The organism is Paractinoplanes brasiliensis, assembly GCF_004362215.1.
Taxonomy (GTDB): domain Bacteria; phylum Actinomycetota; class Actinomycetes; order Mycobacteriales; family Micromonosporaceae; genus Actinoplanes; species Actinoplanes brasiliensis.
Genome location: NZ_SNWR01000001.1, coordinates 3450625 through 3469499 on the forward strand (window position 1 = coordinate 3450625; position 18875 = coordinate 3469499).

Genomic DNA, 18875 nt, shown 5'->3' on the forward strand with positions numbered 1-18875 from the left:
CCCTAGACCTCCTGTTTCAGCGAGCGCAGGAGGACCGTCGCCACGTCCACGACCTCGACGTTCTCCTGCTCGCCCTTGCCGGTGACCCCGTCGCCGATCATCGTGTAGCAGAACGGGCAGCCCACGGCGATCGTCTTCGCACCGGTGGCCAGGGCCTCCTCCGTACGCTCGACGTTGATCCGCTTGCCGATCTTCTCCTCCATCCACATGCGGGCGCCGCCGGCCCCACAGCAGAAGGAGCGTTCGGAGTTGCGCGGCATCTCGGTGAGCTCGCCGGCCGCCGAGCCGAGCACCTCCCGCGGGGCGTCGAAGACCCGGTTGTGCCGGCCCAGGTAACAGGGGTCGTGGTAGGTCACGCCGCCGTCGACCGGCTGCACGGGCGTCAGCTTGCCTGTCGCCACCAGGTGGGCCAGCAGCTGCGTGTGGTGCACGACCTCGACCTTCAGACCCAGCTGCTCGTACTCGTTGCCCAGCGTGTTGAAGCAGTGCGGGCAGGTCGCCACGATCTTCTTGACGGGGCGGTCCCCGAACGCCTCGTTCAGCGTCTCGACGTTCTGCTGGGCCAGCATCTGGAAGACGAACTCGTTGCCGATGCGGCGCGCGGGGTCACCCGTGCAGGTCTCGCCCTCGCCGAGAATCGCGTAGTCGACACCGGCCTCGTGCAGCAGCTTCGCGACCGCGCGGGTGGTCTTCTTGGCCCTGTCCTCGAACGCGCCGGCGCAGCCGACCCAGAACAGGTACTCGAAGTCCTCCTTCTCGCCGACCCGCGGCACCTCGAAGTCCAGGCCCTTGGTCCAGTCCTCCCGGGTGTTCTGCGGCGCGCCCCACGGGTTGCCCTTGTTCTCGAGGTTGCGCAGCATCACGCCGGCCTCGGCCGGGAAGCTCGACTCGATCAGCACCTGGTAGCGGCGCATGTCGACGATGTGGTCGACGTGCTCGATGTCGACCGGGCACTGCTCGACGCACGCGCCACAGGTGGTGCACGACCACAGCACGTCCGGGTCGATCACGCCCTGCTCGTCCTCGGCGCCGATCAACGGGCGGTTACCCTCGGCCAGCGCCAGCACATCGAGGTGGGCCAGTTGGGCCTCGGTCGCCTTCTCCTCGCCGGTGAGGTCCTTGCCTCCACCCGCCAAGAGATAAGGCGCTTTCGCGTACGCGTGGTCGCGCAGACTCAGCACGAGAAGCTTGGGCGACAGCGGCTTGGCGGTGTTCCAGGCCGGGCACTGCGACTGGCACCGCCCGCACTCGGTGCACGTCGAGAAGTCGAGCAGACCCTTCCAGGTGAATTGCTCGACCTGCGCCACACCGAACTGGTCCTTCTCGGGGTCGGCCTCCTCGAAGTCGAGCGGCTTGCCGTCGCTCATCATCGGCCGCAGCGCGCCCAGCCCGGAGCCCGCCGGCTTCTCGGGCGCGCGTTTGAAGAAGATGTTGAAGAAGGCCAGGAAGCGGTGCCAGGCGACGCCCATCGTCGGATTGAGCGCGATGGTGATCAGCCAGCCCATCGAGATGACCAGCTTGACCAGCGCCACCCAGGTCGGGCCGTCGTGCGCGGCCGGCAGCAGCGAGCCGACGCCGTGCGACAGCGGGGTCGCCCATTCGGGGTATTCGAAGGTGTCGTTGGCCACCTTGAACCCGCGGATGAGGAAACCGCAGACCAGCACGCCGAGGATGACCGCCTCGACGACGTAGGCCTGCCACATCGTCGAGCCGGTGAAGCGGCTGCGCTTCTGCCGCAGGCTGCGCTGCCGCACGAAGATCAGGTAGAGGATGCCGGCCAGGCCGAGGATCCCGATCCACTCGGTGACCAGCCCGTACACGACCCAGTGCCCGATGATCGGGAGCCCGCCCTCGGGGTCGACGACCTCGAAGTACGCCTCCACGACCAGCAGGAACAGGATCATGAAGGACACCATCACGAGCCAGTGAGCGGCGCCGATCGTGCTCCACTTGAGCATCCGCGTGTGACCCAGCGTCTCGACCAGCATGGTCTTCGTACGGGTCGGCTTGTCGGCGAAGCGCGCCGGGTCGGGCTTGCCCTGCCTGATCACGGCCGTGATGGTCAGGACGGCGCGAACGGCGAGCACGACCGCGACGATGGTGATGGCGCCGGCCAGCACGGTGGCGATGATCTGCGCGATGCCCATCTGCGTTGTGCCTCCTTGATCGGCTGTCCGCCGCGGCCCATGTTACCCACGAGTAATAGACGGGCGCACGCCACCGGGTCAAGTGAGGCCGGGCCGTGGGCACGAAGCGCACCCCGGCCACCGGCGCGGGGTGCGCTTTAATCGGACAAAGTCACACTACCCGCGCGTAAGCGGGATCACGGGCTTAACGCCAGCGGGACAGGATGCCCAACGAGGCGACCATGCACCCGAAACCGATCGCCAGATTCCAGTACCGCAGCGACTCCACCGGGTACTGCTGGGACGACAGGTAGTACACGACCAGCCAGGCGATGCCGATCACGATCAGCGCCACAGCACTGATCGGCAGCCACATCGGGCTGGGCTTCTTCGACGCGGCTGTAGCCGCCGGACGGATGTCCGTCGGCGGTGTGTAGACCTTCTTCTTGCGGACCTGAGACTTCGGCACGGTGCTCTCCTGAAGGGCAACAAGTGGTGAACAACCCCACCGCTGAGCGGCTCCGGAGACCCCGAATGCTGCCCGTGGCGATTAATGTTCGACAGCTAGCGTAGTCAAGGCAGCGGGCAGACAGGCACCCGCCGGGCGAGGAAAATGTCCGGCGCGGTTATTTCGAGGGGATACGAGGACGTGGAATACACCACCGGCACGCCCTCGTGGCGGCTCGTTCTGCGGCGCGCGTGGCGTGGGCTCCGGCCCCATCGCCCGACCCTGCGCATGGGCGGCTGGTCGTCCGGTGTCCCATTGATCGCCCTCGCTGCAGGTCTGCTCTTCACCACCTCGGCCACGACGGCCGACGGCACCGCCCTGCGCGACGACAGGCGGCCCCAGCTCACCCAACTGATCGCCGACAAGCGCGACAGGCTCAAGGCCCGTGAGGAAGCTGCGGGCCGGCTGCGCGCCGCCGTCGACCAGGACACGGCCCGCCTGGCGGAGGTCGACGGCCCGGTCGGCGCGGCCCGCAAGACGGCCGAGGGCCTGCGTACGCCCGCGGGCTTCACCGCCCTGCAGGGCCAGGGGCTGACCGTCACGCTCGACGACTCCCCCCGCCGCAGCAACGACTTCGTCGCGGCCAACGCCCCCGACAACGACGACCTCGTGGTTCACCAGGGCGATGTGCAGGCGGTGGTGAACGCTTTGTGGGCCGGCGGGGCCGAGGCAATGTCGATCATGGATGTCCGCGTGATCTCGACCAGCGCGGTACGCTGTGTCGGCAATACGCTGCTGCTTCACGGCCAAGTTTTCTCCCCGCCGTTCAAGATCACAGCAATCGGCGAACCCACAGCCATGCGTCGCGCGTTGGAGTCCGCGGAAGGGGTCAGGCAATTCAGGGACGCGGTCGCTGACTTCGGCCTCGGCTATACGGAAACCGTCGAGAGGAACGTGACAGTGCGGGCGTACGACGGGTCGAGTGACCTTCGATCGGCGCGGGTTGCCGGGTAATGGCCGACAACCCACCCGCGGGGCCCGGCTCTGGACGCCACCGCGCCCCGGACGCCGACGCCCAGACGGCCTACATCCCACGCATCACCGACGCCTCGCCCGACGGCGTGCCCGGGGGTCCCCTGGCGCCGCAGATCGGCCTGGGCGCCGCGCCGACGCTGCCACCGCCGACGCCCTCGGCCGCCGAGACAGCGGTGCTACGCACCGACGAAGAAGTGCAGCAGCGATCGACCGCCGGCGGGTCCCTGGGCGCCGCCGCGCGAGCCCTGAGCCCGGCCTCACCGCCGCCCGGCCGCCAGGAGTTCGACTTCTTCGCCGCCGCCGAGCAGCAGCAGGCGCCCCAGCGCCCGCCGACCGCACCGCCGCCGACGGGCTCGCCCGTGCCCCCGACCGGCGTGGCATCGGCTCCGGCGACCGGCACGGCTTCCGCGCCACCGGCTTTCGCGCCATCGCCCCCCGGCCGGGCCTCCGCGCCGCCGCCCAGCGGCACGGCTTTCCCCACGACGCCTTTCGACTCACCCGTGCCCAGCAGCCCTGCGTCCGGCCCCGTACCGACCGGCTCGCCCGCGCCGCCCTCAGGCCGCGGACAGCTGCCGCCCCCGGGACGGGGGGACGTGCCGCCTTCGGGACGGGGGGACGCGCCGCCCCCGGGACGGGGACACGCGCCGCCTTCGGGACGGGGGGACGAGTGGCCGCACGCTCAGCACGAGCACGGCATGCCGGTCAACGGCCCTCACTACACAGCGTCCTCCAGCGGGTCGCCCGTTGCGGCCGAGCCGCCGTTCCGAGCCGCTCAGCCCACCCGTACGCCGTTGACCGGCGCCGGGACGGCCGGCACCCCACTCGGGTCCCCACGGCCCGCTGACGGGCCGTACGGCGGCGGCGAGCGGGCCTTCGCCCCCGGTGGCCAGGCCTACGGCGAGCCGCGCGCTCACGACCGCCAGTTCGGCAGCTCCCGGCAGGACGGGCGCGCGGCGGACGGGCGTACGGGCGCAAACGGGTTTTTCCCCGGCGCACCCCAAGGGGGATCCGGATTCGGCGAGACCGCGACACCGGCTCCCGCTCAGGCGTTCCGTCCGCCCGCCACCACCGGCCACAACTCGGGCGCCTTCCCGACCGACGGCACGGGCCTCGGCGAGCAGGTGCGCCCGAATGTCCCGGTCAACCCCGGGCCCGCCGTCCGAACCCTGTCGAACTCGCCGCGCGATCCCGGTGAGACTGCCGTGATCCGTACGTCGGACGCACCGACCGGCCTGCTCCCGGCGATACCGCGCCCCGACGAGCAGCCGTCCCCGATCAAGGCACCCACCGCGCTCCTTTCCGCTGTTCCGGGCGTCGCCGCCCAGGCCGCAAAGGCGAAAGCCGATCCCGACGCCGCCCTGGGCGCCGCCTCCGTCTCCCCGGCCGGGCCAGGCGTTCCGAAGCCCCCGGCCGAGGACGAGGTGGCGCCGGAAGCGCCCAGGCGTGGCGAAAAAGTCGTCAAGCTGCGGCCGGAGCAGACCGACGAGGGTTACAAGAGCGTCTACTCCGAACTGACCAGGCCGACGCTCGGCTCACGCATTCGCGGTGCGATCCGCGTCTCGGGCGAGCTGATGATCACCTTCGGCCTGATCGTTCTGCTGTTCGCCGGCTACGAGGTCTTCGGCAACTCGGCCAAGGTGCAGGACGAGCAGAACGCGCTCGACAGCGAGCTCGACCAGGTGTGGAACGACCCGACCGTGGGCCCGACAGCGGCTGCGCCCACCAAGGGCCCGGTCGCGCCCGGGTCCAACCTGGTCGGCCGCCTCTACATCCCGAAGTTCGACAAGCAGTGGGTGGTCGTCGACGGCGTGCAGCCGGACGACATCCGCTACGCGCCGGGCCACTACCCCGACTCGGCCAAGCCGGGGCAGGTCGGCAACTTCTCGGTGGCCGGTCACCGGATCAGAAAGATCTTCTGGCGGCTCGACGAGCTCAGGAGCGGCGACGTGATCGGTGTGGAGACCCGCACCAACTGGTACGTCTACAAGGTCTACCAGCAGCAGGTCGTCAAGCCGAGCGCCGTCGAGGTGGTCGCGCCCGTGCCCGGCAAGCCCCGGGCCGAACCGAAACGGTCGCTGCTCACGCTGACGACGTGCAACCCGAAGTACAACAACTACGAGCGGCTCATCATCCACGCCGAGCTGGTCTCGACGGCCAAGCGTGACCAGGCCCTGCCCGACGCCGGCATGCCGGCCGAGATCAAGGGGGCCTGACCCGGATGTACGCCTGGATCTGGCGCAAGCTCCCCGGCGGGATCTGGGGCAAGCTGGTCGGCTCGCTCGGCCTGATCGCCGCCACCACCGCGCTGCTCTGGTACGTGGTTTTCCCGTGGGCCACGCCGCTGCTGCCCTTCGACGACGTGCAGGTCGGCTCCGGCACCGAGCAGCAGGGCCCGAGCGGCGGCGACGCCGACGACGTGACCAACCCGGACAGCCCCGATCACGAGGGGCCGGACGAGATCCCGTACAGCACCGAGTCCAACCAGCCACACCCCTCCGACGCCGCCCAGATTCCCGGTGATTGACGTGCGCATCCTGGTCATCGACAACTATGACTCGTTCGTGTTCAACCTGGTGCAATACCTGGGTCAGCTCGGCGCCGACTGCGAGGTGCGGCGTAACGACGAGATCTCGGTGGCCGACGTGGGGACGTTCGGCGCGGCGGGTGTCCTGCTCTCACCGGGACCGGGCACGCCGGAACGCGCGGGCATCATGATGGACGTCATCCGGGCGTACGCGGGGAAGGTTCCGATGTTCGGGGTCTGCCTGGGTCATCAGGCGATCGGCGCCGCGTTCGGGGCGACCGTGACCCGCGCGCCGGAACTGCTGCACGGCAAGACCTCCGAGGTGCATCACAGCGGGGCCGGGGTGCTGGCCGGGCTGCCCGAGCCGTTCACGGCGACGCGTTACCACTCGCTCGCCGTCGTGCCAGAGACGCTGCCGGCCGAGATCGAGGTGACCGGCCGTACGGAATCCGGGGTGGTCATGGCGATGCGCCACCGTGACCTGCCGATCGAGGGCGTGCAGTTCCATCCCGAGTCGGTGCTGACCGAGGGCGGGCACACCATGCTGGCCAACTGGCTCGCCTCGTGCGGCCTGCCCTCCGCACTCGAGAAGGCGCCGCCGCTGGCCGCCGAGGTCGAGACCCGGCGTCGCGCCGCTTTCGCCACTGCATGACAGAACGGCCGCCCCCATCTCGGGGCGGCCGTTCTGTGTGGTTGTCAGTCGCGGCGGGCCGGGGTGATCGGGTAACCGATCAGGCCGTTCGTGCCCTCGCCGGAGCCCGACCCGGATCCGCCGCCGGCGCTGCCGCTGCCCGGGGACTCGGTGTCGTCCGGGTTGGGCTCGGTGTCGTCCGGGTTGGGCTCGGCCACGACGGTAAGGGTGACTTTGTCGCCCTTGGTGACCGTGGCGTTCGCCCTCGGGTTCTGCTCGATCACGGTGCCCGGGACAGCGTTCGGGTCCTGAACCTCGACAGTGTTGATGTTGAACTGGCCGGCGTTGTCGAGGATGCCCTGCGCAGTGGCCAGTGGCTTGCCCACCACGTCCGGCATCTTCGTCTGCCGGCCGTTCGAGATCTGCACGGTCAGGGTCTGGCCGGGGTTGACCTCCTGGCCGGCCTTCTCCACCTTGACGACGGTGCCCTCGGGCTTGAGGCTCGGCACCTCTTCGAAGTTGACCCGGAAGCCGAGACCCTCGAGCGCGCTCTTGGCCGCGTCCTGCGTCGAGCCGACCAGGTTGTCGGGCACCTCGACCTTTTCCGGCTTCTGGCAGAGCTGGTAGCTCACCTTGGCCTCGGCGCCGACCGATTCATTCGGCTTGGGATCCTGCGCGATGACCGTGCCGTCGCAGTCCTGGCGGATCTCCGGCTTGTCGCGCGAGATCTGGGATTGGGTGATGCCCGCGCTGCGAAGGAGCGCCAGGGCCTCCTCGTCGGTCTTGCCCTCGAGATCGGGCATCGTGTACGTCACGGGCGCCGAGGTGGGCGCGTCGCCGGCGTTGGTGTTGTTCGCGTTCTGGCGTGAGTTGGCCAGCGCGACACCGAGCACGATCACCACGAGCACGCCGAGGGCGGCCAGCGACGCCCACACCCAGGTCGAGCGGCGTTCCGGCGGGCGCGCGCCACCCCCGACGGGACGCTGCATCGTCGTGGCGGCCTGGGGCTGCCACTGCCGCGACGGCGGGCCCTGCATCGCCATCGTCTCGGCCTCGGACATCACCGGGGTGGCCAGCACCGGACGACCCGCGACGGCGCGCAGGGCGTCGGCACGCATCTCCTGAGCGCTCTGGTAACGGTTCATCGGGTTTTTGGCCAGCGCCTTGAGGACGATGGCGTCGACATCCGGCGGGACCTCGTGGTTGATGTCGCTGGGAGCGCGCGGCTCCTCCCGTACGTGCTGGTAGGCCACGCTCACCGGGCTGTCGCCGACGAACGGCGGGTGGCCCACGAGCAGCTCGAACAGCACACAGCCGGCTGCGTACACATCGGAGCGAGCGTCCACGGACTCGCCGCGGGCCTGCTCGGGCGACAGGTATTGCGCCGTGCCGATGACCGCGCTGGTCTGCGTCATGGTCGTGGCGCCGCTGGCCAGGGCTCGGGCGATGCCGAAGTCCATGACCTTGACCTGGCCGTTCTGCGTGATCATGACGTTGCCGGGCTTGATGTCCCGGTGGATGATCCCGTGCCGGTGGCTGAACTCCAGGGCGGCGCAGATGTCGGCGATCATCTCGAGGGCCCGGCGCGGCGGGATGCGCTGCTCCTGGGCCAGAACTTCCTTGAGGGTCCGTCCGTTGACGAACTCCATGACGATGAACGGCAGCTTCTCGCCGGTCGACGAGATCTCTTCGCCGGTGTCGTAGACGGCGACGATCGCGGGGTGGTTGAGGGCGGCCGAGTTCTGCGCCTCGCGGCGGAAACGCTCCTGGAACGTCGCGTCGCGGGCCAGGTCGGTGCGCAGCATCTTGATGGCCACGTCACGGCCGAGCCGGAGGTCACGTCCGCGGTGCACCTCGGCCATGCCGCCGTAGCCCAAGAGCTCGCCGACCTGATACCTGCCACCGAGCAGGCGGGCCTGCGCCGTCATAGCGTCTGTCGTCCTTCGTTAGCTTTGATCCAGCCGGGGGTCGCGCCCGCCTGTGTGATTAGACGGTACGACGCCACCGATGGCTCCCCGCCGGTGACGCCCGTGTCGGCGATAGCTGCGTTTCCCCTGCCCAACGCGCCGTTTTTCTGCTGGTTGTAGAGGAACGAGATCACCCCGGCGCAGAGCAGGACCAGCAGCGCCAGCACCACAGCCAGGACGATCAGCACCTGTCGCCCGCCGGAGCTCTCCGGCTTGGCGGCCGGTGCCGGCTGTGGTTGATACGGCTGACGGTAGGGCTGCGGTTGAACGGGCGGACCAGAGGGTACCGAAGCCGCCCCGCGCGCCCCCGAGACGGGCCGGGGCACCGGCGGGTACGGCGGACGAGCCCCGCCGGCCATCGGTGAGCCCGGCATCGGGGCGCCGCTGGACGGGCGCCCGCCGTTCTGCGGGTGGACAGGCGCGGGGCTGACCGGGCCGGCCGCGCGTGCCGGGGCGCCGGTGGGCGCCTGCGCCTGGGCCGGGTGGGCCAGCGAGGCGGCGGCCTGCCGGGCCACGGCGGCCAGCGCCGACGCCGACGGCCAGCGGGCGTTCGGGTCCTTGGCCAAGGCACGGTCGACGATCGCGCGGACCTGCGGCGGGATGTCACCGGGCAACGGGCGCGGTGTCTCCCGTACGTGCTTCATGGCGATTTCCATCGGCGTCGCGCCGTCGAACGGCCGATGCCCGGAGAGGCACTGATAGGCGACCACGCCGAGCGCGTAGACGTCGGAGGCGGGTGTCGCGACCGCGCCGGAGGCCTGCTCGGGCGAGATGTACGACGCCGTGCCGAGCACCGAGCCGGCCACGGTGAGCTGCCCCACCAGGGCGGAGCGGGCGATACCGAAGTCGGTCAGCACCAGGGTGCCGTTAGGGCGTACGAGAAGGTTGCCGGGCTTCACGTCGCGGTGCACGATGCCGTTCGCGTGGGCGGCCTGCAGCGCGTCCGCCGCCTGGGCGATCAGCGCCATCGTCCGGGCCGGGGTCAGCCGGCCGACCCGGCTCAACGTGCGCGAGAGAGCGTCGCCCTCGACGTACTCCATGACCAGGAACGCGAGCTGCTGATCACTGCCGTAGTCGTAGACGTCGACAACCCCGGGGTGGTTGATCGTGGCCATCGTGCGGGCCTCGCCCCGGAACCGCTCGGCGAAGCCGGGCTCGTCGAGCAGCGCGGGCAGCAGGATCTTGACAGCCACCGTCCGGCCCAGCACCTCGTCGGTGCCGCGCCAGACGTCGCCCATCCCGCCTCCGGCGATCCGCTCGTCGAGAACGTATCGGCCGCCAAGGGTCACCCCAGGGCTGATCATGCTCAGTCCCCTCCCCGACCTGCCGCGGCCTTCATGATGAGCCCGGCGATCCGGGCCGCCTCGGCGCTGGCGTGGCCACCCGGCACGTTCTCAAGCATGACGCACACCGCCGAGACCGCCTCACCCTTGTCGTTGAAGGCGAAACCGATGAACCAGCCGTGCGGATCGGCGCCCTCAGCGTTCTGGGCCGTTCCGGTCTTGCCGCCGACCTCCATGCCCGAGATACGGGCGCGACGGCCGGTGCCGTTCTGGACGACGCTGACCATCATCTCCTTCAGGTCGCCGGCGACCTGACTGTTGATCGGCGTGCGCAGCGTCTTCGGGTCGGCGGAATAGATCGTCCGAAGATCCGGGCTGGTGAGCTTCTGCACCAGGTAGGGGCGCATCTGCTTGCCGTCGTTGGCGACCGTCGCGGCGATCAGGGCGCCCTGCAGCGGGGTCATCCGGACATCGCGCTGGCCGAGCGACGACTGGGCCAACGCGCCCTTGTCGACGCCGCCGTCCGGGTTGGCGATCTTGCCGGTGTCGCTCATCGCGACCGGCAGGCCGCTGCCCTCGAGGTTGCCGACGGTCAGCTGGTCGTCCTGGAAACCGAAAGCCTTGGCCGTGTCGATCACCTTGTCGCGGCCGAGCGTCACGCCGAGCCGGGCGAAGCCGGTGTTGCAGCTGGTGGTCAGCGCATCCTTCAGATCAATGCGGCTACCAGGGCAAACTTCGTCCTCGGAGTTGCGGATGACCGCCCCGCTCTCGCGGTACTCGCGACCCGCTTCGATCTCGGTCTCAGTTGTATAACCGTTTTGCAGGGCGGCAGCCGAGATGATCACCTTGAAGACCGAGCCGGGCGGCTTGGTCTCGGCGGTCGAGCGGTTCAGCAGCGGCTGGTCCGGGTCCTTGTTGAGCTTGTTGTACGCCGCCGCGGCCGCCTTCTCGTCGTGGCTGACCAGCGGGTTCGGGTCGAAGCTGGGCATCGACACCATGGCCTGCACGGCGCCCGTACGCGGGTCGATCGCGATCGCCGCGCCCTTGTCGACGCCGCGCTCGTTGTTGTTCAGCTCTTTCCAGGCCGTTTCCTGAGCCTTGGTGTTGAGCGTCAGCAGCACGTTGCCGCCACCGGTGTTGTTGCCGGTGAACATGTCCTTGACCCGGTCGGCGAACAGCTTGTCGCTCTCACCCGAGAGGAAGTCGTTCTCGGCGTTCTCGATGCCGGTCGCGGCCAGGCCGACGGGCCTGTACCCCAGCACCGGCGCGTAGACCTCCTTACGCGGATAGACGCGCAGGTACTTCAGGGCGTCGTCGGTGACCTTGTTGGTCGCGACCCCCTGACCGCCGGCCTCGATCACGCCCCGGGGTCGCTCGTACTGGGCGACCACCACACGACGGTTGTAGTCGTTGGTGCGGTAGTCGTCGGCCTTGTACGCCTGCACCCAGTTGAGATTCGCGAAGAGCAGCCCGAACAGGACGAGGATGACCACGCCGGCCCGTCGAAGTGGTGCGTTCACGGCTTGATCACCTCCGTCATGGCGCCGTGCAGTTGAACTGGTGCTTTCTTTGCTCCGCCACCGGCCCTGTCCGACCCGCTGCCGCTGGCCGCCGGGCCACGGGCCGCGTTCGAGATCCGCAGCAGCATCGCGATCAGCAGCCAGTTGGCCATCAGTGACGACCCGCCGGACGACAGGAACGGCGTCGTCTGACCGGTCAGCGGGATCAGCCCGGTGATACCACCCAGGATGACGAAGATCTGCAAACCCAGGGTGAACGACAGACCGCCCGCGACCAGCTTGCCGAACGAATCACGTACGGCAAGGGCCGAGCGCAGGCCCCGCTCGACGATCAGCAGGTAGAGCACGAGCAAGGCGGACAGGCCGAAGAGCCCGATCTCCTCACCCATGCCGGCGAAGATGAAGTCGTTCTGCACCTCGGGCACGAACCGCGGGGAGCCACCACCCGGGCCGGAGCCGAACAGGCCCCCAGTGCCGAGCGAGAGCAGACCCTGCACCAGCTGATAGCTGCCGCCGAGCCGCTCGTAGTTGGCGTTGTTGAACGGGTCGAGCCAGACCTCGGCGCGGTCGTAGAAGTTCGCGAACGGGCCGCCGACCGAGGCGCCGAGCAGGTACGCCACGTAGACGCCGCCGAAGAACAACAGCAGACCGATGATCAGCCAGCTGGATCGTTCGGTGGCGACGTAGAGCGTCACGATGAACAGCCCGAAGTACAGCAGCGCGGTGCCGAGGTCCTTCTCGAAGACCAGCACCAGCAGGCTGAGCAGCCAGACCGTGACGACGGGGCCGAGGTCGCGGCCGCGCGGGAAGTCGATGCCGAGGAAACGGCGGCTCGCCAGCGACAGCACCTCTCGCTTGCGGACCAGGTAGTACGCGAAGAACGAAACCAGGGCGATCTTGGCGAACTCACCGGGCTGGATCGAGAACGAGCCGATGCGGATCCACAGCTTGGCGCCGTTGACCTCGGAGATGCTGCCCGGGAGCACGGCCGGGATCATCACCAGCACGATGCCGGTCAGGCCCAGGGTGTACGCGTACCGGGAGACGACCTTGTGGTCGCGTACTACCAGCAACAGGACCGCGGCCAGGATCAACGCGATCAGGGTCCACGCCAGCTGGCGGCCGCCGATGCCGGAGAAGATACCCGGGATCGGCTGCTTCTCGGAGAGCGCGTCGCCGATGTCGAGCCGCCGCAGGAAGCCCACGCCCAGCCCGTTGATCAGGGCGACCGCCGGGATGAGCACGGGATCGGCGTACGGCGCGGTGTAGCGCACCACGAAGTGCAGGCCGAGGAACAGGACGCTCAGCAGCGCGGCCGGCACCCAGAACGTCGGGGTGATCTCGCCGATCCGGCCGGCCTCGACAGTCGCCCCGTACGCCGCCACCAGCACCATGGCGAACGCGAGCAGACCCAGCTCGGCATTGCGCTGGGTCTTCATTCCCGGGATACGCGCCATCTCACCCGTGGAAGCGGGCGAGAGTGGAGGCACGGCGGGCGAGGTCAAGAAGGATCCCCAGACATGGTCGAGCCGAAGCTCAGTTGACGGTCCGGCACCCGACCGGATCGGCAGCGGGCGCAGACTCGGAAACCTGAGCGGACGGCGTGTTCGCGGGCACGGAGGTGGGCGCCGACCCGTTGGCGCCGGCAGCGGTGCTGCCGGTCCGGGTGCCACCGGCGGTGGTGCTGCCGGGGACGACCGACCGGTTGGTGGCGCCGGCGCTCGGCAGGACCGGCGGCGCCGTCGTCGGCGACGGGGTCGCGGTGTCGCACAGCGGTTTGAGGTTCGGGTTGGTCGGGGTCTCGTCGGTCAACTCGGCCAGCATGCGCTGGGCGTCCGGCCGGTCGTTGGCGTGGATGCCCTCTTTCACCCTTTCCTGGGCGACCGAGGTGAGGTCGTCGAGGCGGGACGGGCTGGTCTCGTTGACGCTGGACAGGTCGAGGCCGGCGATCTGGCCGGGGACGCCGCGGAAGATCGCGAGCTGCCCCGCCTCGGTGGCCCCGACGTAATACTGCTTCTGCGTGTACTGATAGCCCAGCCACAGGCCGCCGCCGAGCACCCCCAGCAGCACGAGCACGAGCAGCGTGGCCCGCACCGGGTGGCCCTTGGGCTCCGGCTCGGCATAGGTGTCTCGCTCGGGCTGCGGCTGAGCCGGGCGCGGCGCCTGCAGAGCGGCGGCCCGAGCGGCCGAGGTCGAGCTGTCGGCCACGGTGTTGTTACCCCGGTCGATCGCCGCGGCGCCACCGACGATCGGCGCCTGCTCCATGATGTCGCCGTCGGTCGCGTCGGCGATGACGACGGTGATGTTGTCCGGCCCGCCGCCGCGCAGGGCGAGCTGCACCAGCCGCTCGACACAGGCCTGCGGGTCGGTGAGCTCACGCATCGTCTGCCCGATGGTGTCCGCGCTCACCACACCGGAGAGGCCGTCACTGCAGATCAGATAGCGGTCGCCCTTGAGCACCTGACGCACGGAGTATTCCGGGTCGATGTCGCGGCCGTCGAGCGCCCGGGTGAGCAGCGACCGCTGCGGGTGGCTGCTCGCCTCCTCGGGGCTGACCCGGCCCTCGTCGACCAGCATCTGGACGTACGTGTCGTCCTTGGTGATCTGGGCGAACTCGCCCCCGCGCAGGAGGTAGGCCCGGCTGTCGCCGATGTGCACCATGCCGAACTTGCTGCCCGAGAAGAGCACCGCGGTCAGCGTGGTGCCCATGCCCTCGAGCTGCGGGTTCGCGTCGACGGTGTCGCGTAGCTGTTGATTGGCCGTTCCGACCGCGTGGCGTAACGCGTCCACCAGAGCGTCGCCGGGGACGTCCTCGTCGAGCGGCGCCATCGCGGCGATGACAATGTTGGACGCGACGTCACCAGCGGCCATGCCGCCCATGCCGTCGGCGACAGCAAGCAGCCGCGGCCCGGCGTAGACGGAGTCCTGGTTCAGGTCTCGGATCAGACCGCGGTCGCTCTGAGCGGCATAGCGCAGGGTCAGGGTCATGGCCGTAACTCGAGAGAAGTGCGACCGATACGGATCGGTACGCCAAGGGGGACGGGAGTAGGTCCGGAGACCTTACCGCGGTCGAGATAGGTTCCGTTCGTCGAGCCGAGATCCTCGACGAACCACTGGCCGTCCCGCGGAACGAGCCGCGCGTGCCGAGCCGAGGCGAAGTCGTCGGTGATGACGAGAGTCGAATCCTCAGCGCGACCGATAGTGATCGGCGCTTCACTCAATGTGATGCGCGTGCCGGACAGCTGCCCGGCCGTGACCACCAGCTGCCGCGCCGCCTTACCGCGCTTCGCCTTCGCGGGCCGGCCCTCGGGCACCGCGCCACCCACCCCCCGAGGGCTGGCGACGATGCTCTTGGACCGGACCCCAGCGAAGAGATCCCGGCGGATCACTCCCACCACCGTGAACACGAAGATCCACAGAAGGATGAGGAAGCCGAACCGGGCGACGGTGAGGACGAATTCGGGCAAGGTGGTTAGCCGTCCACTCGGAACGTCAACGTGGTGGTGCCCAGCTGGATCATGTCGCCCGGGTTGAGCGCCACGGCCGAGACGCGCTGGCCGTTCACCATCGTGCCGTTGGTCGAACCCAGATCGGTCAGGACGACCTGGTTGCCGTCGTAATCCAGGCGGGCGTGCCGGCGCGAGATGCCGACGTCGGGCAGGCGCAGGTTGGCCTGGTCACCGCGGCCGATCACCGTCGAGCCCATCTGCAACGGATAAGTGCGGCCGTCACCCGAGATGAGGCCCACCCCACCGCGGCCGTTGGGCGCGCCGCCGTGCGGCGGCGGGTAGCCACCCGGCTGCTGCTGCTCGTACGGCGGGTACTGCGGGCCTGCGTCATACGCCGGCTGCTGCACCGGGGCGACCTCGCCGCCGGTGTAGACCTCGGCGGTGACCCGGAACATGCCCGTGTCGAGCCCGTCACCACGCTCGATCTCGACGATCACGTCGCCGTAGACCGTCCACGCCTGCTCCCCGATGAACTCGGCCTGGGACTGCGCCAGTTCCTGGGCGAGCGCGGCGGCGTAGGGCGCCAACCGGCTGTGGTCGTAGGGCGAAAGGTCGATCACGTAGCGGTTCGGCACGAGAGTCCGGCCACCGGCGAGGATGGCCTTGTGTGCCTCGGCCTCCCGCTGCATGGCATTCAGGATCTCCACCGGGTGCACGACACCCTTGAACACCTTGGCGAAGGCCCCTTCGACCAGGCCTTCCAATCGCTTCTCAAAGCGCTGCAGCACGCTCACCGGCTCCTCCTCGGCTTCCGAGGACATGATGGTATCCGGCCGCCGCTTGCGCATCTGTTGCACAAGAGCGACCGGCACTTCTGACCCTCGTATGACACCCGTAGACGCCGTGCTAGTCTTCCCTGGCGTCACGGGCGATATCAACTCGCTTGGTGACGTGCGACAGCGTAGTCTGTCGCAGCCAGTAACAAAAAGGCAGGCCTCCGGGCCGGTCTCATAAAGCCGCGGGGATGTGGCGGAATGGCAGACGCGCACGGTTCAGGTCCGTGTGTCCGAAAGGACGTGGGGGTTCAACTCCCCCCATCCCCACGAGTCACAGGAGCCCCTGTCCGCTGAGAAGCGCGGACCGGGGCTCCTCGTTATGCCTGCCCCGGGGCCGAGCCCCGGGGACCCCACGGTGCGGTGGTCGCGGCGGTGCGGTGATCATCACGTTGGTGCGGGTTTTCGGCTTCGCTGGGAGACAAAAAGCACAAATTTCGTTGCTGTCCGTGATCATCACGGTGTGGTTCCAACATTGTGTCGGGCCAGCAACGGAGGTCGGCGAAGACCTTCCAGTGACGCTTCGAGCCGCCATGTGACCGTCTGCGGCCACGACACCGAACGCGCACCGGCCGGCACTACCTCACCAAGCGCACCAAGCGCACCAGCCCGATGATCAGCCCGATTGTTCGGGGCCTCACCTTCGATCATGAGCGACGGCTTCCCCGCCATCACCGGCGGCGTCTTCATGATCGAACTCGGCGTGGGCCGTTCGAACTCTGGCGAGTCGCGCTCAAGCGAGTCGACCCCTTGCGAGTCGCGCTCGGGCGGGTCGGATCAGGCGGGTCGGATCAGGCGGGTCGGACTTGGGCGGATCGGACTTGGGCGGATCGGACTTGGGCGGATCGGACTTGGGCGGATCGGACTTGGGCGGATCGGACTTGGGCGGGTCGCGCCCGGATACGTTGGGCGCGGGTGGGTTCCGGGTGGGGTGAGCGCTCCGAATGGGTGATAGGGGTGTGGCCGCTATGCTCGGCGGCGGAAAATGATGAGACGCCGAGACTGAGGATGCCTTCGTGAGTGCCGGACAAGTTGCGACTCAGAGCGGCAAGCGCAGTGTGCTCGGGGTGCTGGTCGACGTCACCGACTACGCGGACGCCACCGCGCGGATCATGGAGGCGGCGCGCGAACGCCGGCCGTACGCGGTGACCGCTCTGGCCGTGCACGGGGTCATGACGGGTGTGCAGGACAAGGCGCACAACGCGCGGCTCAACTCGTTCGACCTTGTCACCCCGGACGGGCAGCCGGTGCGGTGGGCGCTCAACCTGGTGCATCACGCGGGGCTGACCGATCGGGTCTACGGGCCCACGCTGACCCTCAAGGTCGTGGAGCAGGCGTCGGCCGAGGGGCTTCCCATTTACCTGTACGGGTCCACCCAGCCCACGCTCGACCGGCTCGTGCCCGCGTTGGAAAAGATGTTCCCCGCCCTCAAGATCGCCGGTGTGGAGGCGTCGAAGTTCCGGACGAACCAGCCGGGCGAGGCCGAGGAGATCGCCGAGCGGATCAAGGCCTCGGGCGCGCGGGTCGTGCTCGTGGGCTTGGGGTGTCCGCGGCAAGAAATCTTCACGTACGCGATGCGTCCGCTTCTTGACATGCCACTGCTCGCCGTGGGGGCCGCGTTCGACTATCACGCGGGCCTGCTCAAGAACCCGCCGGCGTGGATGCAGAAGTATGCCCTCGAGTGGCTGTGGCGCCTGGGGCTCGAGCCGAAGCGGCTCTGGAAGCGATACGTCCTGCTCAACCCGGCTTACCTGACCCGGCTCGCGGCTCAGCGCAGTGGACTGTGGAAGGCGACTCCGCCCGCCCCGGCCACAGAGCCGGTCACCACATTCGCCGTCTAGAGCCACACAAGGATCCGTACAAATAGGACAGGCTCAGGGTTGTCGCCCGCATCCCCTACGGGTCCTGTCGGGTAGAAACCCGGTTTCGCGCCGGCGCTCCCAGGTGAACGCTGTTCATGTGAACATCGTCGCGGACCTCATTCTCGCCGGCGCCCTCGTCGCCGTCTGGCTCACCGCCGGGCTGCTGGCGGACTCGCTGTCGTCGGCGCCCTCGGCTCCGGCTCTGCGCCGCCGGGCCGGCCTGATCACCCTGTTGATCGCCGCCGGCGCGACGGTGTTCGTCGCCATCACGATCGTCACCGCCCTGATGCCGGGCGAGTCGGCAGCCCCCGCCGCGGCGCTCGCGCCGGCCGTTCCGGCCCTGATCGTCCTGACCGCCGGGCTGCGCCGGGTGGCCCAGGTGCGCCGGGGCGCGGGAGCGTTCGCCACCGCGCCGCAGACCCCGGTGCCGCCGGCTCTCCGCGCGGCCGCAGCCCATCCCCTGATCCTGGTTCCGTTGCAGGTCACCGGTCTGGCCACCCTGCTCAGCGTGCCGATCGCCGGTGGCCTGGTCGAGGTTCCGGGCGCCGATCTGGCCGGCATCGCCATCACGGTGGTGGGCGTGGCCGTGCTGGCAATCGGCATTCGGGCCGGGTTGCGGCACAGCAGGCTCAGCGTGCTGGCGCTGGCCCCGATCGGGCGTAACCGGCCGCGGGTGCCGGTCGACAGCCGCTGACGGTCAGCTCTTCTTGGCTTCCTGCACGTAGAGCAGCTCGAGGATCGAGCGGGCAGCCTCGAACCAGCGGTCCAGCCAGTCCGAAGTGGGCAGTGTGCCGCGGGCGGGCAGTTCGAGCAGCAGTCCCCGCAGCAGCGGGTGGTCGGCCATCGACTGCGACGAGCCGGAGTCGGTGTCGGGCCAGCCGCTCGACGGGAAGACCGGCTCAGTCAGTCCTTGCAGGTCCAGCGACGGTAGCTTGGCCGCCCGGTCGAGCGGGCTGATCGGCTCGATGCTGTGGTTCCGGCCCGGCGACCGGGTGGGCAGGCCCGAGGAACTGCTGCGCGACACCAGTTCACCGTCCCCGGCGTCGGCGGCCAGCGCGGCCTCGCGCCGGTTCTGCCGGTAGGCGCTCACCCCGCCGCTGAAGCGGTCCTGCGCCGTCGAGGAGTTGCTGAGGTTTTCCGAACCCATCGTCATCTGTCTGCCTTGCCTCGCTCGGGGGAAGCGACCCCGTCGGTGTT

The 18875-nt window shown here is 69.4% G+C and carries 17 protein-coding genes and 1 tRNA gene; 8 read left to right on the plus strand and 10 right to left on the minus strand.

Going from position 1 to position 18875, the window contains the following annotated elements:
* Nucleotides 1-2 precede the first annotated feature (2 nt).
* On the minus strand, nt 3-2147 hold the full coding sequence (locus C8E87_RS15450; protein WP_133873746.1) for a (Fe-S)-binding protein: 2145 nt from the start codon (nt 2145-2147) through the stop codon (nt 3-5).
* A gap of 184 nt (nt 2148-2331) precedes the next feature.
* Nucleotides 2332-2595: a cell division protein CrgA gene (locus C8E87_RS15455; protein WP_133873747.1), complete on the minus strand. Its 264-nt coding sequence runs from the start codon at nt 2593-2595 to the stop codon at nt 2332-2334.
* A gap of 180 nt (nt 2596-2775) precedes the next feature.
* Here C8E87_RS15455 and C8E87_RS15460 point away from each other — a divergent pair, with 180 nt between their 5' ends.
* Genes C8E87_RS15460 through C8E87_RS15475 form a run of 4 tightly spaced genes read left to right on the plus strand, consistent with a single transcriptional unit; the run spans nt 2776 to nt 6785 of the window.
* On the plus strand, nt 2776-3588 hold the full coding sequence (locus C8E87_RS15460) for a DUF881 domain-containing protein (RefSeq protein WP_133873748.1): 813 nt from the start codon (nt 2776-2778) through the stop codon (nt 3586-3588).
* Nucleotides 3588-5822 carry a class E sortase gene (locus C8E87_RS45545; RefSeq protein ID WP_239080658.1) on the plus strand — a complete coding sequence of 745 codons (2235 nt, stop codon included), beginning with the start codon at nt 3588-3590 and terminating at the stop codon, nt 5820-5822. The genes C8E87_RS15460 and C8E87_RS45545 overlap by 1 nt, the downstream gene beginning before the upstream one ends.
* 5 nt (nt 5823-5827) lie before the next feature.
* Nucleotides 5828-6133 (plus strand): hypothetical protein, encoded by a 306-nt coding sequence (locus C8E87_RS15470; protein WP_133873749.1) that lies wholly within the window; start codon nt 5828-5830, stop codon nt 6131-6133.
* A gap of 1 nt (nt 6134) precedes the next feature.
* Complete coding sequence (locus C8E87_RS15475) at nt 6135-6785, plus strand: aminodeoxychorismate/anthranilate synthase component II (protein WP_133873750.1); 651 nt, start codon at nt 6135-6137, stop codon at nt 6783-6785.
* Nucleotides 6786-6829: 44 nt separating this feature from the next.
* Here the strand turns inward: C8E87_RS15475 and pknB are convergent, their stop codons facing one another.
* Genes pknB through C8E87_RS15510 form a run of 7 tightly spaced genes read right to left on the minus strand, consistent with a single transcriptional unit; the run spans nt 6830 to nt 15804 of the window.
* Nucleotides 6830-8692, minus strand: a complete 1863-nt coding sequence (pknB, locus tag C8E87_RS15480) for a Stk1 family PASTA domain-containing Ser/Thr kinase (protein ID WP_133873751.1) — start codon at nt 8690-8692, stop codon at nt 6830-6832.
* Complete coding sequence (locus tag C8E87_RS15485) at nt 8689-10035, minus strand: serine/threonine-protein kinase (RefSeq protein WP_133873752.1); 1347 nt, start codon at nt 10033-10035, stop codon at nt 8689-8691. The genes pknB and C8E87_RS15485 overlap by 4 nt, the downstream gene beginning before the upstream one ends.
* Before the next feature lie 2 nt (nt 10036-10037).
* Nucleotides 10038-11534, minus strand: a complete 1497-nt coding sequence (locus C8E87_RS15490; RefSeq protein ID WP_133873753.1) for a penicillin-binding transpeptidase domain-containing protein — start codon at nt 11532-11534, stop codon at nt 10038-10040.
* Nucleotides 11531-13039 carry an FtsW/RodA/SpoVE family cell cycle protein gene (locus tag C8E87_RS15495; protein WP_438866064.1) on the minus strand — a complete coding sequence of 503 codons (1509 nt, stop codon included), beginning with the start codon at nt 13037-13039 and terminating at the stop codon, nt 11531-11533. The genes C8E87_RS15490 and C8E87_RS15495 overlap by 4 nt, the downstream gene beginning before the upstream one ends.
* 31 nt (nt 13040-13070) lie before the next feature.
* Nucleotides 13071-14522 carry a PP2C family serine/threonine-protein phosphatase gene (locus C8E87_RS15500; protein ID WP_133873755.1) on the minus strand — a complete coding sequence of 484 codons (1452 nt, stop codon included), beginning with the start codon at nt 14520-14522 and terminating at the stop codon, nt 13071-13073.
* The gene (locus tag C8E87_RS15505) at nt 14519-15001 is read right to left on the minus strand and encodes an FHA domain-containing protein FhaB/FipA (RefSeq protein ID WP_133873756.1); all 483 of its coding nucleotides are present in this window, start codon (nt 14999-15001) and stop codon (nt 14519-14521) included. The genes C8E87_RS15500 and C8E87_RS15505 overlap by 4 nt, the downstream gene beginning before the upstream one ends.
* A gap of 5 nt (nt 15002-15006) precedes the next feature.
* Nucleotides 15007-15804 (minus strand): FHA domain-containing protein, encoded by a 798-nt coding sequence (locus C8E87_RS15510; RefSeq protein WP_133873757.1) that lies wholly within the window; start codon nt 15802-15804, stop codon nt 15007-15009.
* A 199-nt stretch (nt 15805-16003) separates the two neighbouring features.
* Here C8E87_RS15510 and C8E87_RS15515 point away from each other — a divergent pair.
* The 4 genes from C8E87_RS15515 (at nt 16004) to C8E87_RS15530 (ending at nt 18372) form a co-directional block, all read left to right on the plus strand.
* Nucleotides 16004-16086, plus strand: a tRNA-Leu gene (locus tag C8E87_RS15515).
* Between the two features lie 536 nt (nt 16087-16622).
* On the plus strand, nt 16623-16751 hold the full coding sequence (locus C8E87_RS46805) for a hypothetical protein (RefSeq protein WP_369076869.1): 129 nt from the start codon (nt 16623-16625) through the stop codon (nt 16749-16751).
* A gap of 81 nt (nt 16752-16832) precedes the next feature.
* The gene (locus C8E87_RS15525) at nt 16833-17657 is read left to right on the plus strand and encodes a WecB/TagA/CpsF family glycosyltransferase (RefSeq protein ID WP_133873758.1); all 825 of its coding nucleotides are present in this window, start codon (nt 16833-16835) and stop codon (nt 17655-17657) included.
* A 118-nt stretch (nt 17658-17775) separates the two neighbouring features.
* On the plus strand, nt 17776-18372 hold the full coding sequence (locus tag C8E87_RS15530) for a hypothetical protein (RefSeq protein ID WP_239080659.1): 597 nt from the start codon (nt 17776-17778) through the stop codon (nt 18370-18372).
* Between the two features lie 3 nt (nt 18373-18375).
* Here C8E87_RS15530 and C8E87_RS15535 read toward each other — a convergent pair whose 3' ends face one another.
* Nucleotides 18376-18831: a hypothetical protein gene (locus C8E87_RS15535; protein ID WP_133873760.1), complete on the minus strand. Its 456-nt coding sequence runs from the start codon at nt 18829-18831 to the stop codon at nt 18376-18378.
* Nucleotides 18832-18875 lie beyond the last annotated feature (44 nt).

What these genes read in the sequence shown, in the direction of transcription:
- C8E87_RS15535 (WP_133873760.1), bottom strand. Translation starts at nt 18,831, where the DNA reads ATGACGATGGGTTCGGAAAACCTCAGCAACTCCTCGACGGCGCAGGAC.
- pknB (WP_133873751.1), bottom strand. Translation starts at nt 8,692, where the DNA reads ATGACGGCGCAGGCCCGCCTGCTCGGTGGCAGGTATCAGGTCGGCGAG.
- C8E87_RS15450 (WP_133873746.1), bottom strand. Translation starts at nt 2,147, where the DNA reads ATGGGCATCGCGCAGATCATCGCCACCGTGCTGGCCGGCGCCATCACC.
- C8E87_RS15485 (WP_133873752.1), bottom strand. Translation starts at nt 10,035, where the DNA reads ATGATCAGCCCTGGGGTGACCCTTGGCGGCCGATACGTTCTCGACGAG.
- C8E87_RS15510 (WP_133873757.1), bottom strand. Translation starts at nt 15,804, where the DNA reads ATGTCCTCGGAAGCCGAGGAGGAGCCGGTGAGCGTGCTGCAGCGCTTT.
- C8E87_RS45545 (WP_239080658.1), top strand. Translation starts at nt 3,588, where the DNA reads ATGGCCGACAACCCACCCGCGGGGCCCGGCTCTGGACGCCACCGCGCC.
- C8E87_RS15500 (WP_133873755.1), bottom strand. Translation starts at nt 14,522, where the DNA reads ATGACCCTGACCCTGCGCTATGCCGCTCAGAGCGACCGCGGTCTGATC.
- C8E87_RS15470 (WP_133873749.1), top strand. Translation starts at nt 5,828, where the DNA reads ATGTACGCCTGGATCTGGCGCAAGCTCCCCGGCGGGATCTGGGGCAAG.